Source organism: Microbacterium sp. NPDC089987 (genome assembly GCF_044748505.1).
Taxonomy (GTDB): Bacteria; Actinomycetota; Actinomycetes; order Actinomycetales; family Microbacteriaceae; genus Microbacterium.
Genome location: NZ_JBIVGE010000001.1, coordinates 720,212 through 746,682 on the forward strand (window position 1 = coordinate 720,212; position 26,471 = coordinate 746,682).

Annotated in this window: 19 protein-coding genes; 11 read left to right on the plus strand and 8 right to left on the minus strand. The window is 70.9% G+C overall.

Going from position 1 to position 26,471, the window contains the following annotated elements:
* The first annotated feature begins 11 nt into the window (after positions 1–11).
* From ACIPV2_RS03335 to ACIPV2_RS03345, 3 genes are read left to right on the plus strand one after another with little or no spacing between them, the layout of a single operon-like run.
* The gene (locus ACIPV2_RS03335) at positions 12–938 is read left to right on the plus strand and encodes a general stress protein (protein ID WP_400838462.1); all 927 of its coding nucleotides are present in this window, start codon (positions 12–14) and stop codon (positions 936–938) included.
* Entirely contained in the window at positions 935–1,342 is a 408-nt protein-coding gene (locus ACIPV2_RS03340; protein ID WP_400838465.1) for a hypothetical protein, read from the plus strand. The genes ACIPV2_RS03335 and ACIPV2_RS03340 overlap by 4 nt, the downstream gene beginning before the upstream one ends.
* On the plus strand, positions 1,342–2,007 hold the full coding sequence (locus ACIPV2_RS03345; RefSeq protein WP_400838468.1) for an alpha/beta family hydrolase: 666 nt from the start codon (positions 1,342–1,344) through the stop codon (positions 2,005–2,007). Before ACIPV2_RS03340 ends, ACIPV2_RS03345 begins: the two co-directional genes overlap by 1 nt.
* Before the next feature lie 298 nt (positions 2,008–2,305).
* Here ACIPV2_RS03345 and ACIPV2_RS03350 read toward each other — a convergent pair whose 3' ends face one another.
* From ACIPV2_RS03350 to ACIPV2_RS03360, 3 genes are all read right to left on the minus strand, one after another.
* Positions 2,306–3,892: a DUF222 domain-containing protein gene (locus tag ACIPV2_RS03350; RefSeq protein WP_400838471.1), complete on the minus strand. Its 1,587-nt coding sequence runs from the start codon at positions 3,890–3,892 to the stop codon at positions 2,306–2,308.
* 447 nt (positions 3,893–4,339) lie between these two features.
* Positions 4,340–5,758, minus strand: coding sequence for an aminopeptidase P family protein (locus tag ACIPV2_RS03355; protein ID WP_400838474.1), 1,419 nt, complete (start codon positions 5,756–5,758; stop codon positions 4,340–4,342).
* Between the two features lie 85 nt (positions 5,759–5,843).
* Complete coding sequence (locus ACIPV2_RS03360) at positions 5,844–6,869, minus strand: endonuclease/exonuclease/phosphatase family protein (protein WP_400838477.1); 1,026 nt, start codon at positions 6,867–6,869, stop codon at positions 5,844–5,846.
* Positions 6,870–6,923: 54 nt separating this feature from the next.
* Here ACIPV2_RS03360 and ACIPV2_RS03365 point away from each other — a divergent pair, with 54 nt between their 5' ends.
* Together ACIPV2_RS03365 and ACIPV2_RS03370 are read left to right on the plus strand one after the other, a co-directional pair.
* Positions 6,924–7,799 (plus strand): PHP domain-containing protein, encoded by an 876-nt coding sequence (locus ACIPV2_RS03365; protein ID WP_400838480.1) that lies wholly within the window; start codon positions 6,924–6,926, stop codon positions 7,797–7,799.
* A gap of 64 nt (positions 7,800–7,863) precedes the next feature.
* Positions 7,864–8,796: a DUF817 domain-containing protein gene (locus ACIPV2_RS03370; RefSeq protein ID WP_400838483.1), complete on the plus strand. Its 933-nt coding sequence runs from the start codon at positions 7,864–7,866 to the stop codon at positions 8,794–8,796.
* A gap of 10 nt (positions 8,797–8,806) precedes the next feature.
* Here ACIPV2_RS03370 and ACIPV2_RS03375 read toward each other — a convergent pair whose 3' ends face one another.
* The gene (locus tag ACIPV2_RS03375) at positions 8,807–10,327 is read right to left on the minus strand and encodes a DEAD/DEAH box helicase (RefSeq protein ID WP_400838485.1); all 1,521 of its coding nucleotides are present in this window, start codon (positions 10,325–10,327) and stop codon (positions 8,807–8,809) included.
* A 161-nt stretch (positions 10,328–10,488) separates the two neighbouring features.
* Between ACIPV2_RS03375 and ACIPV2_RS03380 the strand changes: the two genes are divergently transcribed.
* Complete coding sequence (locus ACIPV2_RS03380; RefSeq protein WP_400838488.1) at positions 10,489–11,199, plus strand: ferritin-like fold-containing protein; 711 nt, start codon at positions 10,489–10,491, stop codon at positions 11,197–11,199.
* A 36-nt stretch (positions 11,200–11,235) separates the two neighbouring features.
* Here ACIPV2_RS03380 and ACIPV2_RS03385 read toward each other — a convergent pair whose 3' ends face one another.
* Positions 11,236–11,523 carry a hypothetical protein gene (locus ACIPV2_RS03385; RefSeq protein ID WP_101187212.1) on the minus strand — a complete coding sequence of 96 codons (288 nt, stop codon included), beginning with the start codon at positions 11,521–11,523 and terminating at the stop codon, positions 11,236–11,238.
* A 1-nt stretch (position 11,524) separates the two neighbouring features.
* Entirely contained in the window at positions 11,525–11,749 is a 225-nt protein-coding gene (locus ACIPV2_RS03390; protein ID WP_400838491.1) for a DUF3107 domain-containing protein, read from the minus strand.
* 214 nt (positions 11,750–11,963) lie between these two features.
* Between ACIPV2_RS03390 and ACIPV2_RS03395 the strand changes: the two genes are divergently transcribed.
* Entirely contained in the window at positions 11,964–15,191 is a 3,228-nt protein-coding gene (locus tag ACIPV2_RS03395) for an ATP-dependent helicase (RefSeq protein ID WP_400838494.1), read from the plus strand.
* The gene (locus ACIPV2_RS03400; protein ID WP_400838497.1) at positions 15,188–18,706 is read left to right on the plus strand and encodes a UvrD-helicase domain-containing protein; all 3,519 of its coding nucleotides are present in this window, start codon (positions 15,188–15,190) and stop codon (positions 18,704–18,706) included. The genes ACIPV2_RS03395 and ACIPV2_RS03400 overlap by 4 nt, the downstream gene beginning before the upstream one ends.
* On the opposite strand, the gene ACIPV2_RS03405 is transcribed toward ACIPV2_RS03400, so the two are convergent.
* Positions 18,652–20,043, minus strand: coding sequence for a hypothetical protein (locus tag ACIPV2_RS03405; protein WP_400838500.1), 1,392 nt, complete (start codon positions 20,041–20,043; stop codon positions 18,652–18,654). The two genes, ACIPV2_RS03400 and ACIPV2_RS03405, sit on opposite strands and share 55 nt — an antisense overlap.
* A 106-nt stretch (positions 20,044–20,149) precedes the next feature.
* Here ACIPV2_RS03405 and nudC point away from each other — a divergent pair, with 106 nt between their 5' ends.
* Complete coding sequence (nudC, locus tag ACIPV2_RS03410; protein ID WP_400838504.1) at positions 20,150–21,097, plus strand: NAD(+) diphosphatase; 948 nt, start codon at positions 20,150–20,152, stop codon at positions 21,095–21,097.
* Positions 21,094–22,818, plus strand: coding sequence for an ATP-dependent helicase (locus ACIPV2_RS03415; protein ID WP_400838507.1), 1,725 nt, complete (start codon positions 21,094–21,096; stop codon positions 22,816–22,818). The genes nudC and ACIPV2_RS03415 overlap by 4 nt, the downstream gene beginning before the upstream one ends.
* Positions 22,819–23,750: 932 nt before the next feature.
* Here the strand turns inward: ACIPV2_RS03415 and ACIPV2_RS03420 are convergent.
* Complete coding sequence (locus tag ACIPV2_RS03420; protein ID WP_400838510.1) at positions 23,751–25,184, minus strand: zinc-dependent metalloprotease; 1,434 nt, start codon at positions 25,182–25,184, stop codon at positions 23,751–23,753.
* A gap of 118 nt (positions 25,185–25,302) precedes the next feature.
* On the opposite strand from ACIPV2_RS03420, the gene ACIPV2_RS03425 reads away from it, so the two are divergent.
* Positions 25,303–26,394, plus strand: a complete 1,092-nt coding sequence (locus ACIPV2_RS03425) for a PDZ domain-containing protein (RefSeq protein WP_400838512.1) — start codon at positions 25,303–25,305, stop codon at positions 26,392–26,394.
* The last annotated feature ends 77 nt before the right edge of the window (positions 26,395–26,471 follow it).

Below are 26,471 nucleotides of genomic sequence, written 5' to 3' on the forward strand. Positions count from 1 at the left end.
ACAATGGCCGGATGAGCATGCTGAATCGACCGGGAAAAGGCACCGATCTCGGCGAGGTGATCGCCTCGACGAAGGATTACGAGGCCGCCCAGAAGATCGTCTCGAAGCTGATCGCGGGGGAGGTGCCCGCGCGCGACATCGCGATCGTGGGTGAGGGTGTGCGCACCGTGGAGCGCGTGACCGGCAAGCTCGGGTACGCGGCGGCCGCGCGGTCGGGGGCGACCAACGGCGTGCTGATCGGTCTGCTGCTGTCGGCTGTCATGCTGTTCGGCACTCCGGATGCTCCGATCTCGCTCTTCCTCGGCTTCCTGCTCATCGGTGTCGCTCTCGGCATGATCATGAGCCTGGTGACGTACTCGATCGTGCGTCGCCGTCGCGACTTCGCGAGCATGATGCAGATGCTCGCCGACCACTACGAGGTGCGGGTGCAGCCCGCGTCGCTGACCAAGGCGCGCGGCGTCGTCGGCCCGGAGCGGCCGCAGACGGTGCGTCCGCCGGTCGACATGAGCGAGCCGCCGCGGTACGGCGAGCGCGTTCCGCCGGCGGGCGGTCCCGTTCCTGCGCCGAGTCCTGCGCCTGCGCCGAGTCCTGCTCCTGGGGCGGATCCTGCTCCGGCGGGCGGTCCTGTTCCTGGATCCGATCCTGCTCCTGGGGCGGATCCTGCTCCTGGATCTGATCCTGCTCCCGGGTCGGATCCCGCGCCTGGCGCCGATCCTGCTCCTGGGGCGGATCCTGCTCCTGCGCCGGACCCCGCTCCTGCGCCGGACCCCGCTCCGGGGTCGACCGGCGGGCCCGTCGTTCCTCCGAAGCCACCGCTTCCGGGTGCGGAGCCCGGCATCGGGGCATCCGGAACCCCCGCTGATCCCGGCGCCGGCCCCGCATCTGCGCCGAAGCCCGGCATCGGCAGCGACCTGTCGAATCCGACCGACCCGCGATGAGGGGCTCGAGCGGCCAGGCGACGGGCGCTTCGGCGTGGGCGCTGGGGCTGCTCGTGCTGCTGCCCATCCCGTTCCTGGGACCTCTGGCCGCCGGCGGCGGGATGATCGCCGCATACGGATCACTGTCGCGCCAGGGTCCGCTGGCGAAGCAGAACGCCGCTCTCGCACGCTCGTGGGGGCGAGTGTTCCTGCTCGTGTCGACCGCGCTGCTGCTCCTGCAGGTGGCTCTCGGGCTCGTGCGGTTGACCCAGCCGAGCGCTCCGGCGTCGGGATTCCTTCCGCAGGGCATCCCGCTGCTGCTGTACGTGATCGTGTGCGTCGTGCATCTCGTCGTGGTGCTCTTCGCGCTGCGCCGCGCGCGCCGCAGTGATGTGGTGCGCGTTCCGTTCGTGAGGAGCGTCTGATGCTCGTCACGGTGGAGCTGCCGTCGGGGCCTGCGGCCGTGTCGGCGGCCTGGGAGGAGCCGAAGGGGGAGTCGCGCGGTGTGGTCGCGATCGCGCATGGTGCCGGCGCGGGCATGGATCATCCGTTCCTCGTCGGTTTCGCGGCGGCGCTGCGTGAGGAGGGGTTCACGACGGTGCGCTTCAACTTCCCCTACGTCGAGGCAGGTCGGCGGATGCCCGGGCCGGCCGCGCATGCTGTGCTGACCTGGCGTGCGGTGGTGGCGTCGATCCGCTCCGAGCGGCCGGATGCTGCGATCTGGGCGTGCGGCAAGTCGTACGGCGGCCGGATGGCGTCGATGGCTGTCGCGGAGGGGATGGACGTGGACGGGCTGGTGTACCTGGGATATCCGCTGCATCCGCCGGGGAAGCCCGAGAAGCCGCGGGTGGAGCATCTGCCCGACGTGCGTCCGCCTCAGCTGTTCGTCGAGGGCACGAATGATCCGTTCGTGCAGCCGCTGTCGCAGCTGGAGGACGCGGTGTCGTCGTGTCAGGATGCCCGGATCGCCTGGATCGACGGCGGTGGCCACTCGTTCGAGGTGAAGGGCGCCAAGCGGCCGGCGGACGTCGTCGGGGCGGGGCTGGCGACGCTCGTGGTGGAGTTCATCGACGAGGTCGAGCCGCGCTGACACTGCCCAGCTCTGGACAGCACGGCGGGCGCTGGCTCCGAGCACGTGCTGCTGCGCTGAGCACGTGGGGCTGCGCTGAGCGCTAGGCCCCGGGCTGCGCGCGTGGGGCTGGCCTGGGCGCATTGGGGCTGGGCTATGCACGTGGGGATGCATTGGGCACGTGCGGCTGGGCTGGCACATGGGACTGGGCCGGGCAGGTGGGCTGGGCTGGGCTGGGCTGCGCACACCAGGTGGGGCTGCGCTGAGCACGTGGGGCCGCGCTCCCATCTGCGCGCTCAGATGTCGGTGCACTGAGGATTCAGGCGGCGGGTCTGAATCGCTTTGGTGGCGGGTCGATGCCGGCCCAGGCGGCGGTGAGTGCGGCGCGCGGTCTCAGTGGGATGGTGGGTCTGCCGGCGGGCGGGTGCAGGTGGAAGTCTTCTCGGCCGTCGCGGGTGATGCGCCAGCCGCCGTGGTGCAGTTGCATGTGGTGGTGTCGGCAGAGCAGGATGCCGCGGTCGATGTCGGTGCGTCCGCCGTCGCGCGCCCATTCGTCGATGTGGTGCGCTTCGCAGTAGGAGGCGGGGCGGTCGCATCCACTCCAGCGGCATCCGCCGTCGCGGATGGCGAGGGCGATGCGCTGTCTGGGTGTGAACAGGCGGTGTTCTCGTCCGACGTCGAGCGGGTTCCCGCAGGCATCGACGGTCACTTGCACTGCGCCGGTGTCGCAGATGCGCTGGTCGACCGCGGCGCTGGGGATCGGGTGTCCGTAGTCCTCGGTGCGGGCAGACACACCGGCGCCGGTGTCGTCGATGACCTGCACGATCCGCACGCCGGCTTGCCGTGTGCCGAACACGCTGGTGGCGTCGGCGAGTGCTCCGGCACGCAGCAGGTCGATGAGCAGGTCGTAGCTGAGCTGATCGTTCGTCCGGGTGTCGGCGGCCAGGTCGGCGGCCTGACGGTTTTCGGTGGAGTCCACGAATCGCGGCCCGCCGCGCCTGGGCCGCAGCGCCGCGTCGCGGATCGCGCGGATCCAGGCGGCGCCGTCGTCTTCGAACTCGATCCGGCCGTGCTCGATCCCGTCCGCGTCGGTCCACGTGCGAAATGAGCGCCGCTCGTAGCGCTCTGTGAAGCGCCGTTCGGCACCGTCCGGGTCGAGCTGGTCGCGGATCGCCCTGGCCTGGATGCGCAGCTCCTCCACCGTGCGGGAGGCCGCATCGGCGATCAGCTGCTCCGCCGCCGCACTCCACGCCGCGTGCGTGTCGTCGGCGTCATCGATCGGGTGACCGAGACCGCGCTGGATTGCATCATGCTGCGCGGAGGAGATCCGCCCCTGCAGCAGCGCCACCGACAACGGCGCATGCCACGGTGCGCGCGGTACACCGGCCGGTCCTGCACCAGCATCCGGACCAGTACCGGAATCGGCGCTGCGGTCGTCACCGTCATCCGAATCGCCGCCGGCATCGGCATCCGGACCTGACGCGGAATCGGTGCCGCCGTCGTCATCGCGACCTGCATCGGCCTCAGACACGGGCTCTGGGTTCGGCCCTCCGGCGGAAGGTTCGCTGTCAAGGATCGTCTGTCCCAGCCGGACCTGCCGCTGCGCGTCGGCGTGACTGGACCCGGTGATCTCCTGAATCAGTGCCGCCGGAGACCGGTGACCACGCGCCTGCGCCAGCCCGTCCTGACCGGCCTCACGACGAGACCTCGCCGCGACGATCCCCGCGCCGACGATCCCGACCCGCTCCGCAGATCGCACCAACGCGGCAGCGGCAGCCACCGCACGGATCAGCTTCTCGCCGCTGAACGACGACATCCGGGAAGCCAGTTCGTCGACCGCGACATCGCCACCGAACAGGTCGCGCAGCGCGGCGACCTGGGCGTCGATGTCGGTGAAGAGGGCCATGCCTCCATTGTGAGAGGGGCCACCGACATTCGAAGGAGAATACGGACGGGAAGGGGCTCGAGAAGATCACGGGTATGTAACGAACTGGAGGTGTGGGCGAGGGAAGCTGGGAAGCGGAGCTCGTGGGGCTGCGTTTCGACTCGCTGCGCTCGCTCAACGACCGGGTGGGATGCGTTTCGACTCGCTGCGCTCGCTCAACGACCGGAAGGGGCTCGCTCGACGATCGGGAGTGAACTCGGGTCGATGATCGGGTGGGGCTGCGTTTCGACTCGCTGCGCTCGCTCAACGACCGGTGGGCTGCGTTTCGACTCGCTGCGCTCGCTCAACGACCGGAAGGGGCTCGCTCGACGATCGGGAGGGAGCTCGGGTCGATGATCGGGTGGGGCTGCGTTTCGACTCGCTGCGCTCGCTCAACGACCGAGGGAGGGAGCTCGCCCCGCGCCGGGATCAGCCCTTCAGTCGGGCGATCCACGCCTCGACGTCGTCCGCGGTGCGGGGGATGTCGGCCGACAGGTTCACCGGTCCGTCGGCGGTCATCAGGATGTCGTCCTCGATGCGCACGCCGATGCCGCGCAGCTCCTCGGGCACGGTGAGGTCGTCGATCTGGAAGTACAGTCCGGGTTCGATCGTGAAGACCATGCCCTCCTCGAGCACGCCGTCGTAGTACATCTCGCGTCGCGCCTGCGCGCAGTCATGCACGTCGATGCCCAGGTGGTGCGAGGTGCCGTGCACCATGTACCGGCGGTGCTGGCCGCCCTTGTCGGCGTCCAGAGCCTCCTCGGCCGAGACGGGCAGCACGCCCCACTCGGCGGTGCGCTTGGCGATGACCTCCATCGCCGCCTCGTGCACGCTGCGGAACTTCACGCCGGGCTTCGCGGCGGCGAAAGCGGCGTCGGCGGCCTCGAGCACGACCTCGTACACGCGGCGCTGCACGTCCGAGAACGTCCCGTTCACCGGCAGGGTGCGGGTGATGTCCGCGGTGTACTGGCTGTCGACCTCGACGCCGGCGTCGATCAGGATCAGATCGCCCGGCACCACGGCTCCGTCGTTGCGGGTCCAGTGCAGGTAGCACGCGTGGTGCCCGGACGCCGCGATGGTGTCGTAGCCCTCCCAGTGCCCGTCGCTGCGCGCGCGCTGGTGGAACACGCCCTCGACGATGCGCTCGCCTCGGGGATGCGCGACGGCGCGGTCGAAGTCGCGGATGATGTCGTCGAAACCGGATGCCGTGACGGCGACCGCATGACGCATCTCGGCGATCTCGAACTCGTCCTTCACGAGGCGCAGCTCGGAGACGAAGCGGGTGAGCTCGTCATCCATGTCGACGACCAGATCGTCGTCTGCGATGACGAACGTGTCGACGTGCGCGGTGGCGAGGTCGAGGTCGGCGGCGACGCCGGCGAGCGACGGGCGCGGGCCGATCCAGAACTCGCCGATCGTGGCATCCGAGTAGAACTCGCTCGTGGTGCGGTCGGCGCGCTCACGGAAGTACAGGGTGACGTCATGGCCGTTCTCGGTCGGCTCGAAGACGAGCAGCGAGTCCGGCTCGGACTCGTTCGCCCACCCGGTGAGGTGCACGAAGGCCGAGTGCGCGCGGAACGGATAGTCCGTGTCGTTGCTGCGCTGCTTGAACGAGCCGGCCGGCACGACGAGGCGCTTGCCGGGGAAGGCCGCGGAGACCTTCGCGCGGCGTGCGGCGGCATATGACGCCTGGGCGCGCGGGGCGGGCATGGACTCGGGGCGATCCGCCCATCCGGTCGAGATCGTGTCGAGGAATCCGCGGGGGAACGGCTGCTTGCGGGGGTTCTTCTCCGCGTCGACAGCCTCGGCGGGGGTCTCGACGGCGGCGTCGGTGTCTGCGCTGGTCATGCATCCATTGTCTCACCGCACGCAGATGTGTCGACCGGATGCTCGCCCACCGGCGGCCGGACGACGGATGCCCGCCGCAGCCCGGCTACTCGCCCGCCCGCTCCAGCTGCGCGACGATCGCCCGGTGGTCGCTGCCGCCCGACTCCTCGAGCACGAGCGTGCCGGTCGCCTTCCATTCCGGACTCGACATGATGTGGTCGATCGGCGCGCCGGCCAGACGCGGGAGGTCGGCGGGCCATGTCGCGACCATGCCGTTGTCCGTGCTCGCCGCGGCGTCCACGCAGCGCCCCATGGTGCCACCGTTCACACCGAACGACGCCATGTGATCGAGGGTGGCGTTGAAGTCTCCCGCGAGGATGAACTCGCCCTCGGGGCACTGGTCGGCGACCCACTCCAGATCCGACCGCCACTGCGACATGGCATCCTGACGGGGCGCCACCGCGTGCACGGCGACGATGGTCGGCCCGGTGCCGTCGACGGGCATCGCCACCGCGCTCGGAACGGATCCGGTGTTGCTCGACCCGTCTCGCGACGAGTCGATCACCGAGTACTCGCCGAGATCGGCCGAGATAAGGATCGTCGTCTGCCAGGCCTGCGGGCCGTTCGGCACGTCGGGATGGATGTTGACGTGATGCACCCACATCGGGCGGCCCGCGTCGCGCATCATGATCGCGATCTGCTCACCGACCTCCTCCGAGGTCTCGGGCAGCGCGACGACGTCGATCTGCTGGTCGGCGATGACCCCCGCGATCGTGTCGGCCGACACAGCGGCGCCCGCCGTGTTCCAGGAGAGCACGCGCACCGCCCCGTCGGTCTTCTGCGGCAGGGCGTCCGAGCCATACCCGCGTGCGGCGCCGATCAGCCCGATCGAGCCGGCGCCGATGAGCGACACGATGAGGATCGAGGCGGCGAAGCCGCGAAGGGGCCGCGCGAAGAGCAGCAGCGCGGCGACGAGAGCGAAGACCAGGAACGCCACCGCGAGGGCTGCCCTGGAGGCGATGATCTGAGTGATCGGGAAGGTCGCCTCGAGCTGGAAGAACTGCGGCCACACCAGAATCGCCGTCGCGATGGCGAACAGCACGGTGAGGAGGATTCCGACGAGTCGTAGCATCGCCGAAAAGCCTAGAGGAGACGGCTGAGTCGCCGCTGGCGGTACCCTCGGAGGATGACCACAGGCCCCTCCACCCGCTTCCGGGGACCGAGCGACCTGCATCTGCACTCCAATCACTCCGACGGCACCGAGGCGCCCGGCGAGGTGATGCGTCAGGCGCACGCCCACGGCATCCGCACCGCCGCTCTCACCGATCACGACCGCACCACCGGCTGGCAGGAGGCGGGTGATGTCGCCGTCTCGCTCGGCATGACCTTCCTGCCCGGCATGGAGTTCTCGGCCAAGCACGAGTGGCGCAGCGTGCACGTGCTCGGGTATCTCTTCGATCCCGACGATCCCGACCTCGTCGCCGAGACCGATCGCATCCGCAGCGACCGGGTCGGCCGTGCGGAGCGGATCGTGCGCAGCATCGGCCGCGACTACGACCTCGGCTGGGACGACGTGCTGGCGCAGACGACTCCGGATGCCACGGTCGGCCGTCCGCACATCGCCGACGCCCTCGTCGCCCGGGGGATCGTCCGAGACCGCACGGAGGCGTTCGACGGCATCCTGCATCCGCGCGAGGGCTACTACGAGCCGCACTACGCGCCCGACCCGCTCACCGCCGTGCGCCTGATCACGCACGCCGGGGGAGTGGCTGTGATCGCCCACCCCGTGACCGCGGGACGCGACCGCATGATGCCGCTGTCGTACATCGAGCGGCTGATCGCCGAGGGACTCGCCGGCTTCGAGATCGACCACCGCGAGAACACGGCAGACGGCAAGCGCCTGCTGCGCGACATCGCCGCACGTCACGACCTCATCGTCACCGGATCCAGCGACTACCACGGCGCAGGAAAGCCCAACCGTCCCGGCGAGAACACCACGGCCGACGACATGGTCGCCCGCATCATCGAGCGGGCAAGCGGCACCCCGCCCCGCACCCGCTGACGCCTGCGGCGCTCCGCCCGGCTTCTCCCGGCACTCACTCGGATGAGGCCGATAGCGTCCGGTCATGCGATGGAGTACACCGCTCGAGCAGCGGATCGACGCAGCCGCCGATCGGATGCTGCGCGACGCGGCCGCCGGTGGCGTGCGGGCAGGGATCATCGAGTTCGTCGTCTTCGTGCTCAAGCAGGCGTGGGCCTGCGCGTTCGGTGCGGCGCTGCTGCTGGTGATCGTCGCGGCTCGGCTGTTCTACCCCGACGATGCCGCGCTCGCCCGCAACGACCTGCTGACGCTCGCCGCCGTGCTGATCCAGGCGCTCATGCTCGTGCTGCGCCTCGAGACGCTGCGCGAGCTGCGCGTGATCCTGCTCTTCCATGTCACCGGCACGATCATGGAGCTCTTCAAGACCGATGCCGGCTCGTGGGCGTATGCCGCGGAGGGGATGCTGCGCATCGGCGGCGTCCCGCTGTTCAGCGGCTTCATGTACGCGGCAGTCGGGTCGTACATGGTGCGCGTGCACCGGCTCTTCGACCTGCGCTTCGAGCGGTATCCGCATCGGTGGATGACCGCGATCGTCGCTGTGGGGATCTACGCGAACTTCTTCACTCACCACTTCTGGTGGGACGCGCGGTGGGTGCTGCTCGCCCTCGTCGCGCTGCTCTGGGCACGCACCGTGATGCACGCCCGTATCCGCCGTCTGGTCATCCGCCTGCCCTTGCTGGCTGTCTTCGCGGGCGTGGCGTTCTTCATCTGGCTGGCCGAGAACATCGGCACCTGGGCGGGTGCGTGGGCCTACCCGAGTCAGGTCGACGGGTGGGAGCTCGTGTCGATCAGCAAGCTCGGCTCGTGGTTCCTGCTGATGATCATCTCGGTCGTGCTCGTCACCTGGGTGTACCCCCCGCAGGCGCCGGAGAGGCGCTCGTCACGGGCATCCCGAGCGGAGGCATCCCCCCGAGACGCGATCGAGGCCCCTCCTGCCGAGCAGGAGAGGCCTCGATGAGCTGAATGCGTCAGGCGCCGCTGGGCGCTGCGCCCCCGCTGCGGCGGCGACGGCGGCGGCGCTGGGGGGCCGGCTTGCCGTCACGGTGCTCGGTGGTGGCATCGCCGTCGTGCGTGCCTGCGCCGTCCGCCTCGCGCTCTGCGGAGGGGGAGGAGCCGGATGCCTGCTGCTCGGCGCCCTCGGCGCCCTCGGCGAACGTCGACCCGACCTTGTCGTCGGCCGAACCACGACGACGGCGCCGACGCCGCTTGGTCGTGCCGTCATCAGTGCCCTCGGCCGCGGCATCCGCTGCCTTCTGCGGCTGACGCTGGCGACGCTCGGATGCCGGCTTCTCGGCCTTCGGACCCGTGACCAGACGGCCCTTGGTCCCCTCGGGGATGTCGAGGTCGGTGAACAGGTGCGGGCTCGACGAGTATGTCTCGACGGGCTCCGGCTGGCCGAACTCGAGCGCGCGGTTGATCAGGGCCCACTTGTGCAGGTCCTCCCAGTCGACGAACGTGACCGCGGTGCCGGTCTTGCCCGCGCGGCCGGTGCGGCCGGCGCGGTGCAGGTACGTCTTGTCCTCGTCGGGGATGGTGTGGTTGATGACGTGCGTGATGTCGTCGACGTCGATGCCGCGCGCGGCGACGTCGGTGGCCACCAGCACATCCCTCTTGCCGGCCTTGAATGCCGCCATCGAGCGCTCGCGCTGCTCCTGACCCATGTCGCCGTGCACGCCGCCGACGTTGAACCCGCGGTCGCCCAGCTCGTCGACGAGCTTCTGCGCGGCGCGCTTGGTGCGGGTGAAGATGACGGCCTTGCCGCGACCCTCCGCCTGCAGGATGCGGGCGATGATCTCGTCCTTGTCGAGCGAGTGCGCGCGGTAGACGATGTGCTTGATGTTCGCCTGGGTCAGCCCCTCGTCGGGGTCGTTGGCGCGGATGTGGATCGGGTTCGACATGAACCGGCGCGCCAGCGCCACGATCGGGCCCGGCATCGTCGCCGAGAACAGCTGGGTGTGGCGCACGGCCGGCACCTTCGAGAAGATCTTCTCGATGTCGGCGAGGAAGCCCAGGTCGAGCATCTTGTCGGCCTCGTCGAGCACGACCTCGGTGGCGTTGGAGAGGTCGAGCAGGCGCTGGTTGGCGAGGTCGATCAGGCGCCCGGGGGTGCCGACGACGATCTGCGCCCCGGCCTTGAGCTGGTCGATCTGACCCTCGTACGCCTTGCCGCCGTAGATCGCGACCACGCTGGTCGAGCGATTCGAGGTCAGCAGGTCCATGTCCTCGTAGACCTGCACGGCGAGCTCGCGGGTCGGCACCACGATGAGCGCCTTGACGCCGTGCTCGGGGTCCTTACCCAGGCGCTGCACCACGGGGATGCCGAAGCCGAAGGTCTTGCCGGTGCCGGTCTTGGCCTGGCCGATGATGTCCTGGCCGGGAAGACCCAGCGGGATCGTCTGCTCCTGGATGGGGAAGGCGTCGATGATGCCCTTCCCGGCGAGGGCATCGATGATGTCCTGATCGATTCCCAGATCAGCGAATGAAGTCACAGTGTTCTCTTGCCTGTCCGGCGCGAGCGCGGCGTGTGCCACGGGGCGCCTCGTAACGGATCCACGCCGTCTCGTGCATGCCACAGGCGCGGGGCCCTGCTCCGATGGCAGGACGGGACAAGCCTACCGGAGGACGGCCCCTCGCCCACTAGTCTGGGCCTGTGGTCAACTGGTTCTGGAAGCGCACGCCCCAGCGGCGCACCCTGAAGCTGCACAGTCGCGGCGAGGCGAGCGGCACGACCCGCGTGGATTTCGCCGAGCTCGCCCCCGAGCTGAACCGGTTCCTCGGACAGGCCGCCTACCTGCAGCTCGGGTACTTCGAGACGCTCAGCCGCGGCATCCGGGGCACCCAGGAGCTGGCACGCAAGGAGGCGCTGTCGCGCGCCGCCGGTGCGGCCCTCGACAAGCACCGCGGCATCGTGCAGGTGATCGCCGAACGCGGCGACGATCCGACGCAGGTCATGCTGCCCTTCCGCGAGAACCTCGACGAGTTCCGCCGCAAGACCATCGGCGAGCGGCAGGAGGAGACGCTGCTCGCGGTCTACCTCACGGCCGGGATGCTGGACGACTTCTACCTGGCGCTCGCCGGCAGCTACGGCGAGACGGGGGAGCGGGTCGCCGCCATCCTGCGCGAGGACGACCGGGGCGGCGAGATCGTCTCCATCATCCAGCAGACGATCGAGAGCGATGACGAATGGCGCTCGCTGCTGTCGATGTGGGGCCGCCGCCTGGTCGGTGACACGCTGCTGGTGTGCCGCGACGCGCTGCGCCCAGGGCGACTGGTCGCCGACGATCAGCGGATCGAGCCCGTCTACACCGAGCTGATGGGTGCGCACGCCAGGCGGATGGATGCCATGGGGCTCGCCTCGTAGCATCCGGGCTGAGATCTCCGACGGCGCGTGTCCGCCTCAGATGCCGAGCGCCTGCTTCTCGAGCGCGTCGCGGCGCGTGCGCAGCGACGTCAGGAGGAGGGTGGATGCCGTGGCCAGCGCGATGCCGGCGCCGATGCTCACCACCCAGAGCCGCACGTCGCCCTCGCCGACGCCCGTCCACTGCATGATCGTGTAGACGGCGGCGGTCGTCGCCGTCGCGATCGCCGGGGTGACGGCGACCCCGCGCAGCCGGCGCTGCGGCAGGAGGAAGTGCAGGGCGACGCCCAGCGAGCACGCCGCGATGAGGGCGAGCAGGATGTACATGTCAGGCGAAGAAGCCGACGCGGCGAGTCTCCTCGGTGCCCAGCTCGATGTAGGCGAGGTTCGCGGTGGGCACGATGTACGAGCTGCCCTTGGCGTCGGTGAGGCTGATGTGGCTGGCGTTCTCCTCGAGAGCCGAGACGACCTGGGCGCGCACCTCGTCAGCGGTGCTGGAGGTGTCGAAGCTCAGCTCACGACCGGTGTTGATGATGCCGATGCGGATTTCCACGCGATCTCCTCAGGTTGGGCGAACACCGGCAACTCTACCGGCTGGCCCACCCACGACTCCGCGGTCGGGGGTGATTTCGCCGTGGGCGCACAGGCCGCGGCCGACAGCTGCTCAGCGCAGGGCCGAAGTGCGATGCGTGGAGCGAGTCGAAGTGCGATGCACTGAGCGAGCGCAGCGAGTCGAAGTGTCGGAACCCGCCGCTACCGTGGAAGACATGACCCAGGATCCCGTCCAGCACGCGGTGGTGCACGTCGACACGACGACATCCGGCGTGGTGATCGGCGCCCCGGGCACCGGGAAGACGACCGCGCTCGTCGACCGCGTCGTGCATCTGCTCGACTCCGGGCTGCGGCCTGAAGAGGTGCTGGTGCTCACCCCGAGTCGTCAGGCGGCCACGGCGCTGCGGGATCGGGTTGGCGTGCGCATCGACCAGGCCACGCCCGGCGCCCTGGCGCGCTCGCTGGGGTCGTTCGCATTCCAGGTCGTGCGCGGGGCGATGGTGCGCGAGGGCGCTGAACCCCCGGCGCTCCTCACCGGCGCCGATCAGGACCGCATCATCGCGGAGCTGCTCGCCGGCGACCTGGAGGACGGCACGGTCGACTGGCCGGTGGCGCTGAGCGCGCCGGCCCGCACAAGCAAGGCGTTCCGGTCCGAGCTGCGCGCATTCCTCGCTGAATGCACCGAGCTCGGCGCCGATCCCGTCGAGCTGCGCGCGAGCGGCGACGAGGCCTGGCGTGCCGCGGCCGACTTCCTCGAGCAGTATCGAGCCGTGCTCGACAGCATGCGGGTGGCGCACCGCGACGCAGCCGATCTGCTCGCAGAGGCCACCGGCATCCTGAGGTATGCCGACGCAGCGACTCTCGGCCCCCTCGCCTCGCTGAGGGTCGTGCTCATCGACGACGCCCAGGAGCTCACGCGCGGAGGAATCGAGCTCGTACTCGCGCTGCGCGAGCGGGGCGTGGCGGTGCTCGCCTTCGGCGACCCCGACATCTCCTCCGGCGCTTTCCGCGGCGCCAGTCCCGAGCTCTTCTCGCGGCTGGCCGTCGAGCTCGACAGCGTCTGGGTGCTCGAGGTGCCGCACCGCCAGCACCCGGCACTGACAGCGCTCACGCGCACCGTCACGCAGGCGATCGGCGCATCAGGGCGCGTCGAGCACCGCAGGGCACCCGTGCCGGTCGCCGCCGAGGACACGGACGCGGCGCTGACGAGCTTCGTCGCCGCCTCGCCGTACGAAGAGCTCGACCGGATCGCCGGCACGCTGCGCGACTGGCATCTCTCGCACGAGGTGGCCTGGCAGGACATGGCTGTCATCGCTCACGACACCCGGCAGGTCGCGATGCTCGAGACCGAGCTCGCCGCGCGGGAGATCCCGACCAGGGCGGCCGGCGTGCAGCGTCCCCTCGGCGAGGAGTCCGCGGTGCGCGACCTCGTCGGCATCGTCGAGCTCGCTCTGCTGCCCGTCGACGAGCGCACTCCGGCCCGGCTGGAGGAGGCTCTGCTCTCGCCGTTCGGCGGGATGGATGCCATCGGGCTGCGCCGCCTGCGGGCGCGCCTGCGCCACCGGGAGCTGTCAGACGGCGGCAGCACCCCCGCACGAGAGCTGCTGCGGCGCGCGATGATCGAGCGCCTGCCGCTCGAGCTGATCGACGCGCCGGAGGCGCGGGCGGCGGCGCGCTTCGCGAAGACCCTGGCCGAGATGAGCGCTGCGGCCGCCGAGGGCGAGACGATCCACGATCTGCTCTGGCGCGCGTGGGATGCGGCACGAGCCGTCGACGGACGCGCACTGCAGATCGCGTGGCGCGAGATCGCGCTGCAGGCCACCGGCGGCGAGACGGCTCGTGCGCTCGACGCGCTGGTCGCGCTGTTCGACGCAGCCAAGCGCTTCGTCGAGCGGACCCCGAACGAGACCCCCGAGAGGTTCGTGCGCGACATCCTCGGCAGCGAGGTGCCGGAAGACACGCTCTCGACGCCCGATCGTCCCGGACGAGTGACTCTGCTCACACCCGCGACAGCGCTCGGCACGCAGTTCGATGCGGTCGTGGTGGCGGGCGTGCAGGAGGGGGTGTGGCCGAACGTGCGACTGCGCGGGGGCCTGCTGCGGACGTGGCGTCTCGCCGATGCGCTCATCGGTCAGCGCACGGGCGTCGGCATCCCCGACGTCGGCGTGCTGGATCGTCGGCGCGCCGCTCTGCACGACGAGCTGCGGCTCTTCGTGCGGGCGGTCTCCCGAGCCCGTTCGCGCCTTCTCGTCACGGCGGTCGACGACGACGATCTGACCCCGAGCGCGTTCTTCTCGTTCCTTCCTGCTCCGCAGCCTCCCGAGCAGCATCCCTCGGCCGAGCATCCGCTCACCCTGCGGGGTCTCGTCGCGCGGCATCGGCGCACGCTCACCTCGCACGCACCCGAGCCGGTGAAGCGCGGCGCCGCTGCGCAGCTGGCGCTGATGGCGGAAGAGGGGGTGCCGGGAGCCGCACCTGAGCAGTGGTACGGCGTCTCGGGCCCGTCGTCGGATGCGCCGCTGCGCGATCTCACGACAGCGGCGGCTCGCGTGTCGCCTTCCAAGATGGAGACCTTCGAGGAGTGCGGACTGGGATGGGTGATCTCGGCGCTGGGCGGCGACAGCGTGCTGCCGCCCGCCGCCGGGATCGGCACGATCATCCACGAGGCGATGGAGACCAGCCCCGAGGGCGATCTCGTGCGGCTGCGCGCCGTGCTTGAGGAGCACTGGCCCGAACTCGACTTCGAGACCGAGTGGATCGGTCGCAAGGAGCGCCGTCGTGCAGACCAGTTCATCGACCGCCTGCACAGCTACCTGCGCGAGGTCGAGCGCGACGGCGGTCGGGTGATCGCCAGCGAGGTCGAGTTCCGTTTCGCCGTCGACGCCGAGGCCCAGGCGGACGGCGAGGCACCGGCCGTCACTGTGCTGCCCGATGGCGCGATGCCGCCGCCGGGGCAGGCCGTGATCCATGGGTTCATCGACCGGGTGGAGGCGTACCCGGACGGCGCGGGCGAGCACCAGGATGCGCGCGGGCGCGGATGGCAGCGGATGCAGGAGGGGGAGCGGGTGGTCGTCGTCGATCTCAAGACCGGCAAGAAGGAGGCGAGGGAGACGGCCACCGACGGCAAGGTGATCGAGCACGCCCAGCTCGCCGCCTATCAGATCGCTGTGCAGCAGGGACTCATCAGCGGAGCGGAGCCGCGGGCGCTCGGCGGCGCACGGCTCGTGATGCTCGCCGACACCCTCGCCAAGAGCGACTACCGCGTCGCGCACCAGCACGGTCTGGACGACGACGCGAAGACCCAGTTCCTGCTGCGGGTCTCCGAAGCCGCGAGGGGCATGTCGGCGGGCAGCTTCACGGCGCAGGTCGAGACTCACTGCGCTGATACACAGGCGCGGATCAAGACCTGCCGCATCCACGCGATCCCGGCGGTGAGCGCGTGACCGCGGCGCAGGGCCCGACCGCCTCGACGCTTGCCGCCATCCCCGAGCAGGGGGAGTGGCCGCATCCGCCCCTCATCTCTGCCACGGACGTGTCCGCGGCGCTCGGGCTGCCCACGCCGACGCCGGCTCAGCAGCGCGTGATCGAGGCGCCCCCGACGCCGGCCCTGGTGGTGGCGGGCGCGGGCAGCGGCAAGACCGAGACGATGTCGGGACGCGTGGTCTGGCTGGTGGCGAACGACCTGGTGCGCCGAGACGAGATCCTCGGGCTCACCTTCACGCGCAAGGCCGCCGGCGAGCTCGCCGAGCGCATCGGATCACGGCTCGCCATGATCGACGAGTACGGCCGTCGTGGTCTGCTCCCGCACCTGCCCGAGATCGTCGGATCGGGCGAGCTGCTGCGGATCGATGCCGCGGCGCCCGGCCGGCAGCGTGAGGTGGTGCGGGGGCAGCTGCTCGACGAACTGGCGGGCCGCTACCGCACCGGCTGGGATCCGACTGCGCCTCGCACGGCGGAGGATCTGATGATCCGACCGCGCGTGTCGACCTACAACGCCTTCGCCGACGGGATCGTGCGGGAGCATGCGGCGCGGATCGGCCGAGACGCCGATGTCGCGATGCTCAGCCAGGCGGCATCGTGGATGCTCGCGCGCGAGGTCGTGCTGCGCGCCGACCTGCCCGAGCTCGAGAACATCGAGCTGGCGGTCAACACGATCGTCGATGCCGTGCAGCGACTGGCGGGAGACGCGCTCGATCACCGCGCCGATCTCGATCGAGCCTCCCGCATCGCCCTGGAGACGGCGCGCACATTCGAGCCGTACCGCAGCAACGACGCCATCGACAGAGCAGCGTCCAACCTGATCGCCCTGCCCACGCTGGTCGCGCTGGTGCGCGAGTACATCGCCGAGAAGCAGCGACGTGGCGTGCTCGACTTCGCCGATCAGGTCAGCGGGGCGTACGACATCGTCGAGTCCGCGCCCGAGGTGCGCGCAGAGCTGCGCGAGCAGCACCGCGTGGTGCTGCTCGACGAGTACCAGGACACCTCGGTCATCCAGACCCGCTTCCTCGCGGAGCTGTTCCGCGACTCCGCGGTGATGGCGGTCGGCGATCCCCACCAGTCGATCTACGGCTGGCGGGGTGCGAGTGCCGACAACCTGTACGCGTTCTCGTGCTCGTTCGCCCGTGAGCAGCAGCCCTGCACTTACAGCCTGATGACGAGCTGGCGCAACGACAGTCGCATCCTCGACATCGCCAATCGAGTGCTCGCGCCGCTGCAGCGGCCCGGTCTCGACGTGCCGCCGCTTCAGCCCCGGCCGGGGGCCGGGCAGGGCGCCGTCGAGATCCGCTTCCCCTTCACGGTCGATGAGGAGGCCGCGGAGGTGGCGGCGTGGTTCGCCGATCGCCGCGCAGCGCACGATGCCGCCGCCGCACCCGGGGATAAGCCGCACACCGGCGCGATCCTGTTCCGCTCCAAGCGGCACATGCAGACCTTCGCGGGCGCGCTCGCCGCGGCGGGCATCCCGCATCGCATCCTCGGCCTCGGCGGACTCCTCGCCACTCCCGAGGTGGTCGATGTCGTCTCGGTGCTGCGGGTGATCAACGACCCCAACGCAGGATCGGCACTCATCCGGCTGCTGGTCGGGCCGCGCTTCGGAGTGGGAGTCGCCGACATGGCGGCGCTGTACGACCTCGCGGCCGAGCTCTCGCGGCGTGACAGCGGGCTGCTCCCGCTGCCGGATGAGCTTCGCGCGCGCATCCGCTCGTCGCGGGGCGCGGACGAAGCCGTCTCGATCGTCGACGCGGTGGATGTCGTGCGCAGCCTGCGCGATGACTACCGCCTGCTCGAGGGCATCAGCATCGAGGGACGCCGACGCCTCCGTGCGGCCGGCGAGATGCTGGAGCGCCTGAGACGGGCATCCGCGCAGCCGATCCCCGAGCTGATCCGGCTGATCGAGCTCGAGCTCCGACTCGACATCGAACTCGCCGCCAATGAGACCCGCGGTCCCGCGCGGGTGGCCGCGACGCAGCTGCGGGCGTTCGTCGACGAGGTGCGCGCATTCCTCTCGGCCGACCCGCGCGGAACGATAGCCAGCCTGATGGCCTGGCTCGACAAGGCGGAGAGCACCGACGAGCTCATGCCGCGACCGGAGCCACCCGAGCCCGGCGTCGTGCAGCTGCTGACGATCCACGGCTCGAAGGGCCTCGAGTGGGATGCGGTCGCCGTGGTGCGTCTGGTCGACGATGAGCTTCCCTCGCGGGTGAACGACACCTCCGGATGGTTCGGGTTCGGGATGCTGCCCTTCGCGCTGCGCGGCGATGCCGGCGCGCTGCCGGTCTTCGAGTGGTCGGCGCCCGCCTACGATCCGGCGGAGCCGGCGAAGAGCATCAAGGCCGGAGTCGCATCCCTCACGAGTCAGAGCAAGACGGCGCCCGGAGCGCTGACGGTGTTCAAGGGGAGGTATCGCGAGTATCAGCGGCAGGAGGAGCGCCGGCTCGCGTACGTCGCGGTCACCCGCGCGCGCACCGACCTGCTGCTGACCGGCGCTCACTGGGCGGGTCAGAAGGAACCGCGCACCCCCAGCCCCTACCTGCTCGAGGCGATCGACGTGCTCGACCCGCGGAGCGATCCGGTCGACCTCATCGGCGTGGTGGACCGCGACGACAATCCGTACGCGGGAGCTGGCATGACGACCCAGTGGCCGCTCGACCCGCTGGGCGGTCGCCGTCCCGCCGTCACCGCGGCGGCAGACCTCGTCGGCGAGGCGCTGGCCGACGCCGAGCGCGTCGAGCCGACGATCGAGCTGCGCCGGCTGCTGGCAGAGCGGGAAGCCCGCATGCGCGGCGTCGACGCCGATCCGCCCACCCGGCTGCCTGCGTCGCGGTTCAAGGACTACCTCGCCGACTTCGAAGGCACGGTCAGCCGGATCGTGCGGCCCATGCCCGAGCGGCCGTACCGCCAGACGCGGCTGGGAACGCTGTTCCACGCGTGGGTGGAGCAGCGCAGCGAGCGGGTCGGCGTCGGCACGAGGATCGATGAGGGTCTGTGGGAGATCGACGACGACACGCCCGATTCCGGCGACGTGTCAGCCGCTGACGCGGCCGATCTCACTGAGCTCCAGGAGCGGTTTGAACGCAGCGAATGGGCGCCGCTGCAGCCGATCGCCGTCGAGATCGAAATCGACTTCGCCTTCGGCGAAGCCGACATCGCGGGCGAGGGTGACGGTCACATCGTCATCTGCAAGCTCGACGCGGTCTACCGCCGCGAGGACCGTGGTGGGCGGATCGAGATCGTCGACTGGAAGACCGGGCGGGCACCTCGCACGGCTGCCGAGCGGGAGGAGCGGATGCTGCAGCTGGCCCTCTACCGGCTCGCCTACCATCGGCGGTTCGGCGTGCCGCTGGAGGAGATCGATGTGGCGCTGTTCTACGTCGCGGACGAGCTGGTCATCCGCGATGACCGGATCTACTCCGAGTCGGACCTGGTCCAGCGCTGGAGCGCGGCGCGGGCCGCGCGCTGAGCTTCGTCGGAGTCCGCGTCGGTGGACGCTGACTGACCGGGGTGCGCCGCGGCATCGGCATCCGTCGACTCGGCGTCGTCCGCGTCATCAGCGTGACGTGTCGATCCGCGCACGCCGGCGACGTCGGTGAGGTCCTGCGTCGGCTCCTCCCACGACGAGCGCACCGGCGCTGCGGGCGCACCCGCTCCGCCTTGCGCGTCATCCTCCCCGCGCGGCACGACCGGCGCCGCGGCCTGTGCTGATTCGCGGGCGTGGTCCGGCTCGTCCGGCTCCGCCTCGCGCCAGAGATCCTCGGGACGATACGCGTCGGTCTGCATCGAGGTGTCGATGTCGCTCGACGCGGTGGCCGGTACGCGATCGAGCACGTCGAGTGCAGAATCGACGCCGCCGGTGTATGCGACGGCCACCCGCAGGTCATCGCCGCGCAGGCCCGAGCTGAGCGACTCCAGCAGCGCAGCGGCGTCGTCGACGATGTCGGGTCGACGCAGTTCATCGCCGTGCACGAGCCAGCGGGCGAACTCGAGCTCGGCGTGCAGGCGAGCGCGCGCCTGCAGCGCCTCATCGGCAGCGCGCTGCGACGCCGCCGTGTAGGCGGCGAGCACGTCGGGCGCGGCATCCGGTGCACCGGAAAGCCACCCGAGGTCTTCTGCGGGGTCGCCGACCGCGAGTCCGCGCCAGCCGAGCACCGCGACCACCTGTGGGCCGTCGTGCGGGTCGTCCTCGAACAGGAACGAGAGAGCCTGGATGCCGCCCAGCGTCACGGCGCTCTCGAAGCGCCAGAGGTTGTCGTCGGCGACGGCATCCCGCCAGCGTCCGCTGAGACGGGCCGGCACTCGACCGGTCGCCGACGCGCGGTCGACCAGCTGGTCGGTCTCGGCTCGCACAGCGGCGGCATCGCGCACGCTCAGCCCGGCTGCGCGCACGACCGAGGGCGGCAGGGCGTGCACGGCGGCGATCGCCTGACCGATCGACACCGCGGCGCCGCGTCCGGCGGGAAGGTGCGCGGCCTCGACCTGGAAGCCGGGCATGAGATCGGTGACCAGGGCGCGCCCCTCGCCGACCCGCGTCTCTCCCATCGCGGTGGGCACGCGGAAGGGCAGGATCTCCCTCGCACCGGCCGTCAGCGCGCGCAGCGCGAGCGCCTCCTCGGCGAGCTCGACGGCCGCCGCGTCATCGGCGGCGACGCGGATCACGAGCTCGCTGCCGTCGGCGAGTGTGGCGATGGCCGAGTCGAACCTCCCGTCGCCGTCCGCGGTCAGAGCGCGAGCGCCCGTGACCTCCGCCCCGGGCACAGCGGCCGTGACCGCCGCCACTAGAGTGAAAGGAGAGCGTGCCATGCTCCCCAGCGTAGGTCTGCCTCCGCGCAGTTGGCGTCCACGCCACGCGAGTGCCGCGGCATACGTCGCATTCCGGGAGGGCCGCACGAGAGCAGGAGGAGGACGCATGAGCACCAGGTCCGACATCCTCGACAGAGCCGCTGAGCTGCGTGCAGAGCCCGGCGTGCTCGATCGCCTGCGCGCCGCACAGGGCACCAGGGTCGTCGTCGTCCGCGATCGCCGTATTCGCGTCGCGAACAGGGCCGTCGTGCGTGTCGGCGCGGCGGAGGTCGGCGATGCTGAGTGGGCTCTGCTCGGGCGGGATGCCGACGGCGCGGCCCTGCTTCTGGCCTCCGTCCCGTCGGAGCACGAGAGCATCGATGCCGCACCGGACGAGACGTGGCTCGGGCTGCGGGAGGTCGGCGGCCTGCTCGATTCCTTCGAAGCCGAGATCTTCGTGACCGCGGTCGCGGTCTCCGCCTGGCTGGTCGACGTGCGGCACTGCAGCCGCTGTGGCAGCCGGCTCGAGCTTCGCAGCGCCGGATGGGCGCGGCACTGCGATGTCTGCGACGCGGAGCACTTCCCGCGCACCGACCCCGCCGTGATCGTCGCGGTCGAGAGTCCCGACGGCGAGCGGCTGCTGCTGGGCGCCAACGCCGCGTGGCGCGGCACCATGTACTCGTGCTTCGCCGGCTTCGTGGAGGCGGGGGAGTCGATGGAGACGACCGTGCACCGCGAGCTCGCGGAAGAGGCCGGAGTGCGTCTGCGCGAGCTGCGCTACGTCGCCTCGCAGCCCTGGCCGTATCCGCGCTCGCTGATGGTCGGCTTCCGCGCGGTCGCCGCCGATGAGGACGTGGTGGCCGATGGTGAGGAGATCATCGATGTGCGCTGGCTGACGCGCGACGAGATCGGAAGCGCGCTCGCCGGCAAGGGCCCGGTCGGCCTGCCGAGCCAGTCGTCGATCGCCCGCCGGCTCATCGAGGACTGGTACCGGGATGGCGAGCAGTGCGGTGCGCTGAGCGAGCGTAGCGAGCGCCGCACTGAGCGAGCGCAGCGAGACGAAGTGGCGAAGTGAGCGCTCTGGATGCCCTGGACGATCGTCAGCGGGAGGCGGCATCCGTGCTGCGCGGCCCGGTCGCCGTGCTCGCCGGCGCCGGAACGGGCAAGACGCGGGTGATCACGCACCGCATCGCGCACGGCGTCGACACGGGCGCGTATTCGCCGCAGCGCGTGATGGCGGTGACCTTCACGGCGAAGGCGGCCGGAGAGCTGCGCGGGCGCCTGCGCGCCCTCGGCGTCGGCGGGGTCGCGGCGCGCACCTTCCACGCCGCCGCCCTCAAGCAGCTGAACTTCTTCTGGCCCACCGTCGCGGGCGACTCCGCCCCGTCGCTCATCGACAACAAGGTCAGGTTGCTCGGGCAGGCGGCCGACGCGATGCGCCTGCGTCCCAGCACGGCGACGCTGCGCGACATCGCCTCCGAGATCGAGTGGCGGAAGGTCTCGATGCTGTCGATCGAGCAGTACGCCGAGCTGCAGCGGCCGATCAGCGGCATCCGCCCCGAGCAGCTGATCGAGCTGCAGACCGCCTACGAGGCGCTGAAGGACGAGCGGCGTCAGCTCGACTTCGAGGACGTGCTGCTCGCCTGCGCGGGCATGCTCGAGGCCGAGCCCCGGGTCTCCGCGGCGGTGCACGAGCAGTACCGCCACTTCACGGTCGACGAGTTCCAGGACGTGTCGCCGCTGCAGAACCGGCTGCTCGAGCTGTGGCTCGGCGACCGGCGCGACATCTGCGTGGTGGGCGACGCCAGCCAGACCATCTACTCGTTCGCCGGCGCGCAGCAGCGCTACCTGCTCGAGTTCGAGCGCCGGTTCAGCGACGCGACCGTCGTGCGGCTCGAGACGAACTACCGCTCTCAGGAGCCGATCCTCACCGCCGCGAACGCGCTGATGAAGGGACGCCCCGGTGCGCTGGCTCTGGAACCCGCCGGCGCGCGCGCGGGCGAGGCGGAGCCGCCCACGGTCACGGCGTACGACAGCGAGACCGACGAGGCGGCGGGCATCGCCGACGCCATCGTGCGCCGCATCGCCGGCGGCGCCGCCCCATCCGACATCGCCGTCCTCTATCGTGCGCACGCCCAGTCGGCCGTTCTGCAGCAGGCGCTCGCGGCGCGAGGCGTCGCGACGAGCGTTCTCGGCGGCACGCGCTTCTTCGACATGCCGGAGGTGCGTCAGGCGGTGCTCGCGCTGCGAGGGGCTGCGGTGGCGCCCACGGATGCCGGTTTCCTGCCGACCGTGCGCGACGTGCTGCGCGGTCTCGGCCTCACAGATGAGCCGCCGCAGGCCGGCGGCGCGCAGCGGGACGGGTGGGAGGCGCGCCGCGCGATCCTGCGCCTCGCCGAGGAGGCGCCGCCCAGCACGACACTGCGTGTCTTCGCCGATGAGCTGATGGCGCGGGCCAAGGACCAGCACGAGCCGACGCTGCAGACCGTCACCCTGTCGACGCTGCACGCGGCGAAGGGTCTCGAATGGCCGCATGTGCTGCTCGCCGGGTGGGCGGAGGGGTCGCTGCCGATCTCGTACGCGACCTCGTTCGAGAACATCGATGAGGAGCGGCGCCTCGCCTACGTCGGCATCACGCGGGCCGCGCGAACGCTGGCGGTGTCATGGGCGCGGTCAGCCGGGCGGGGGGAGCGGTCTCCGTCGCGCTTCCTGGCGGAGATCGGAACGACAGCTCGCGGCACGGGCATTCTGCGTGATGTCGCACCGAGCGCCAGGCGTGCCGCCCGTCAGGGCTGACGCGCACCATCAACCCGGCTGACGGCGTCGGCGTGCGCAGGATGCGCGCGACGAGCGCCGCCGCGTGCGCGATGCGCGCCGAGGTCACCTGCGTCGTCGTGCCGACGAGCTGTGCATGCAGGCGAGGCCACGCCTCGTCACGATCGCGCTCGTGCGCGTCGCGGCAGGACAGGCACGGCGTGCGCCCAGGCACGACAAGGGGACCCACGACCGCCGCATCCTGCTCGAAGCCGATCGGGAGGTGCGGCAGATCGTCACGCAGGTAGGGCGCGAGCTGCAGCGCCGCCGCGGCCCCGCCGACCATCACGACCGCCACCGCGCCGGCGGAGCGCGGGTCGGCCTCGTCCAGGCCTTCGTCGATCAGCGACTGGCGCAGCCGCTCCTGCCCTCGTCCGTCGGCGAGATTGACGCTGTCGGCCCAGAACGGCGGTGCAGGCAGCGGATCCTCGACGAGCAGCGGACGCAGCGTCGCCAGCATCCGCCGTGCATCGCCGCGCGGGGCGCCGACGCCGTGTGCGATCACGTCGAACGAGCTGAGCCGGATGCCCGAGCGCAGCCGGTTCAGCAGGGGCTCGACCCAGGCGCCCGCGACGTCGAGGCGCACGACGTTCTCGAGACCGAACTGCACGGTGTCCACATCGCGCCAGAGCAGCGGATAACGCGGATCCAGCCGGGTCAAGGTCGTCGGCGTCATCGGGCTCATGACCCGATTGTGTCCCGATGCGGGCCGTGCGCGGGGCGGAAAGTGACGATCTGTGGACGGATCGGGCGTTTCCCGGACTGTGCAGGATCACTCGCGCACTCGCGATCGCTCCCGCTCGCCCGCATGCGTCTCCGTCGGCGCCCCCTCTCGTCGTCGGCGCCCCCTCGCATTCGCGTCGCCCCGAGGGGGCGGGGATGCTCGGAGGGGGCGCCGACGAACGGAGACGAGCTCAGACGGGACGGTCGCCCCCCGGACGGTCGCCTTCGGGACGGTCGCCCTCCGGACGGTCGCCTTCGGGACGGTCGCCCTCCGGACGGTCGCCCTCTTCGTCGGGGGCGTCTCCGCCGAAGTCCTCGCCGTCGAGCAGACGCGCGAGAGCCTCGTCGAGCTCGTCCGCTTCCGGCGTCTCGCCGCGCTGCAGGGCCTCGAGGCGCGCGATGAGCGCCGCAGGGTCATCGATGTCCGACGCGAGCGGCATGATGTCGGGGTAGTCCCACAGGGCATCCCTGGCAGCGATGCCGACGGCATCCGTCACCGACCGCCACATCGCCGACGCCTCACGCAGGCGGCGGGGGCGGAGCTTGAGCCCGACCAGCGCACCCAGGGCGTCCTCGGCAGGACCGCCGACCGCGCGACGCCGACGGGCCGCCTCGGCCAGCCGCGCACCGTCGGGCAGACGCGACGTCGCCTCCTCGGTGACCACGTCGACCCAGCCGTCGATCGTGGCGATCAGGTTCTCGAGGCGCGCGAGCGCCTCGCGCTGCGCCTCGGTCTGCGCCGGAAGCAGCGCACCGCCCTCGATCGCCGCGCGCAGCTCTTCCGGGTTGGTCGGATCGAGCCGGGATGCCAGATCATCGAGCACCTCGACGTCGACGGTCACCCCGCGGGCGAAGTCGGTGATCTGCGAGAGCACGTGCAGGTGCAGCCACTTCGCGTGGCGGTACAGCCGCGCGTAGGCGAGCTCGCGCACCGCCAGGTACAGGGCGATCTGGTCTTCGGGGATCTCGAGGCCCTCACCGAAGGCCGCGATGTTCTGCGGGATCACCGCGGCGGTGCCGGCGGGGAGCACGGGGATGCCCACGTCGCCACCCGAGACCACCTCGAGCGAGAGCCGGCCGAGCACCTGACCGAACTGCGCGGCGAACAGCGAACCGCCGACGCCGCGCATCAGCTGACCGGCGCCCTGCACCATGCTCTGCATCTCGGGCGGAACCTGCGTCTCGAGCGCGCCGGTGAGGGCATCCGCGATCGACGTCGACACCGGGTCGGCGATCTCCTTCCAGACCGGCAGAGTCTTCTCGACCCACTCGCCGCGGGTCATCGCCTGCGGCGCCGAGGCGAGCTCGGAGATCGTGGTCGCCTCGCCGAGCCAGAGATTCGCGAGAGCGAAGGCATCCGCGAGCGACGTACGCGAGCCGTCGGCGATGCCGAGACCGTCGCGGTTGGCGACGTGCAGCGCCCGCTGCTTGGCGCTCTGCCATGGATCGCCGCCGAACATGCCCTGCAGCTGCGACATGAACCCCGACATCTGGGCCGGGTCGATCGACATCCCGCCCATTCCCGACAGGGCGTCGCGCAGCGCCTCAGGGTCCATCTGCCCACCCGACATCATGCGCCGGAGCATCTCCTCGAAGTCGGACGGATCTCGATCGTCATCTGCCATGCGATTGCCCTCTCAGCATGCCCGTAGCGTGTGCGCTCTACGCTAGTCACACGATCCTGTGCTCGTACCCGATGCGCCCGGATCGCTGTACGCCGCTCGCGAACGCCCCGGAGGTTCCGTGTCATCACGCCGCAGCAACGGCACGGTCACCGGCATCGTGGCGCTGAGCGTCTCGCTGGTGGCGCTGGTCGCGCTCACCTTCGTGCCGACGCCGTATGTCATCCAGCGACCCGGCCCGGTGTACGACACCCTCGGCACGGCGCGCAGCGCCGACGGCGCCGAGGTGCCGCTGATCGAGGTCGAGGGCGCAGAGACCTATCCCACGTCCGGCGCACTCGATCTCACCACCGTGCAGGTGATCGGCAACCGCGAGCGCACCCCCACCTGGTTTGAGCTCGCGATGGCATGGACTGATCCGACGCGGGCCGTCGTGCCGATCGACACGGTCTTCCCGCAGGGCGTGAGCTCGAACGAGCGCGATGAGCGCAACGCCGCCCTGATGGTCGACTCGCAGCACGAGGCGACCGCAGCCGCGCTCACAGAACTCGGCTACGACGTCGGCGCGAAGGTGCGCGTCGTCGAGACCGTGGCGGACAGCCCGGCGGACGGAGAGCTGCGGGCCGACGACCTGGTTCTGGCGATCGACGGCACCGCGGTCGATTCGGCCACCCGACTGCGCGACGCCATCCAGGAGGCAGAGGGTGCCGAGGTCACCCTCACCGTCGAGCGGGACGGCGAGGAGAAGTCGGTCGCGGTCACGCCCGAGAAGTCGACCGACGCCGCAGGCGACGAGGTGTGGCTGATCGGCATCGCCCTCACCACCGACTACGACTTCCCCGTCGACGTGCGGCTGCAGCTCGACAACGTGGGTGGGCCGAGCGCCGGCATGATGTTCGCCCTCGGGATCATCGACACGCTCACCCCGGGCGAGCTCAACGGCGGCGAGGACATCGCCGGCACCGGCACCATCGACGCCGCGGGCACCGTGGGGCCGATCGGCGGCATCCGGCAGAAGCTGTACGGCGCTCGCGACGCCGGCGCCACCGTCTTCCTGGCGCCCGAGGGGAACTGCGACGAGGTGGTCGGCCACGTGCCCGACGGGCTGAAGGTGTTCCGCACCGGCACACTCGAGGAGTCGCTCGACATCCTCGAGGTGGTCGCCGGGGGCGGCGACACGTCGGCGCTTCCGGTGTGCACCGCGAAGCGCTGACCCCAAGATGGGTTCCTGAGCCCAAGATGGGTTCCTGAGCCTGTCGAAGGACGCTCATCCGGGGCCGCGTCATAGGT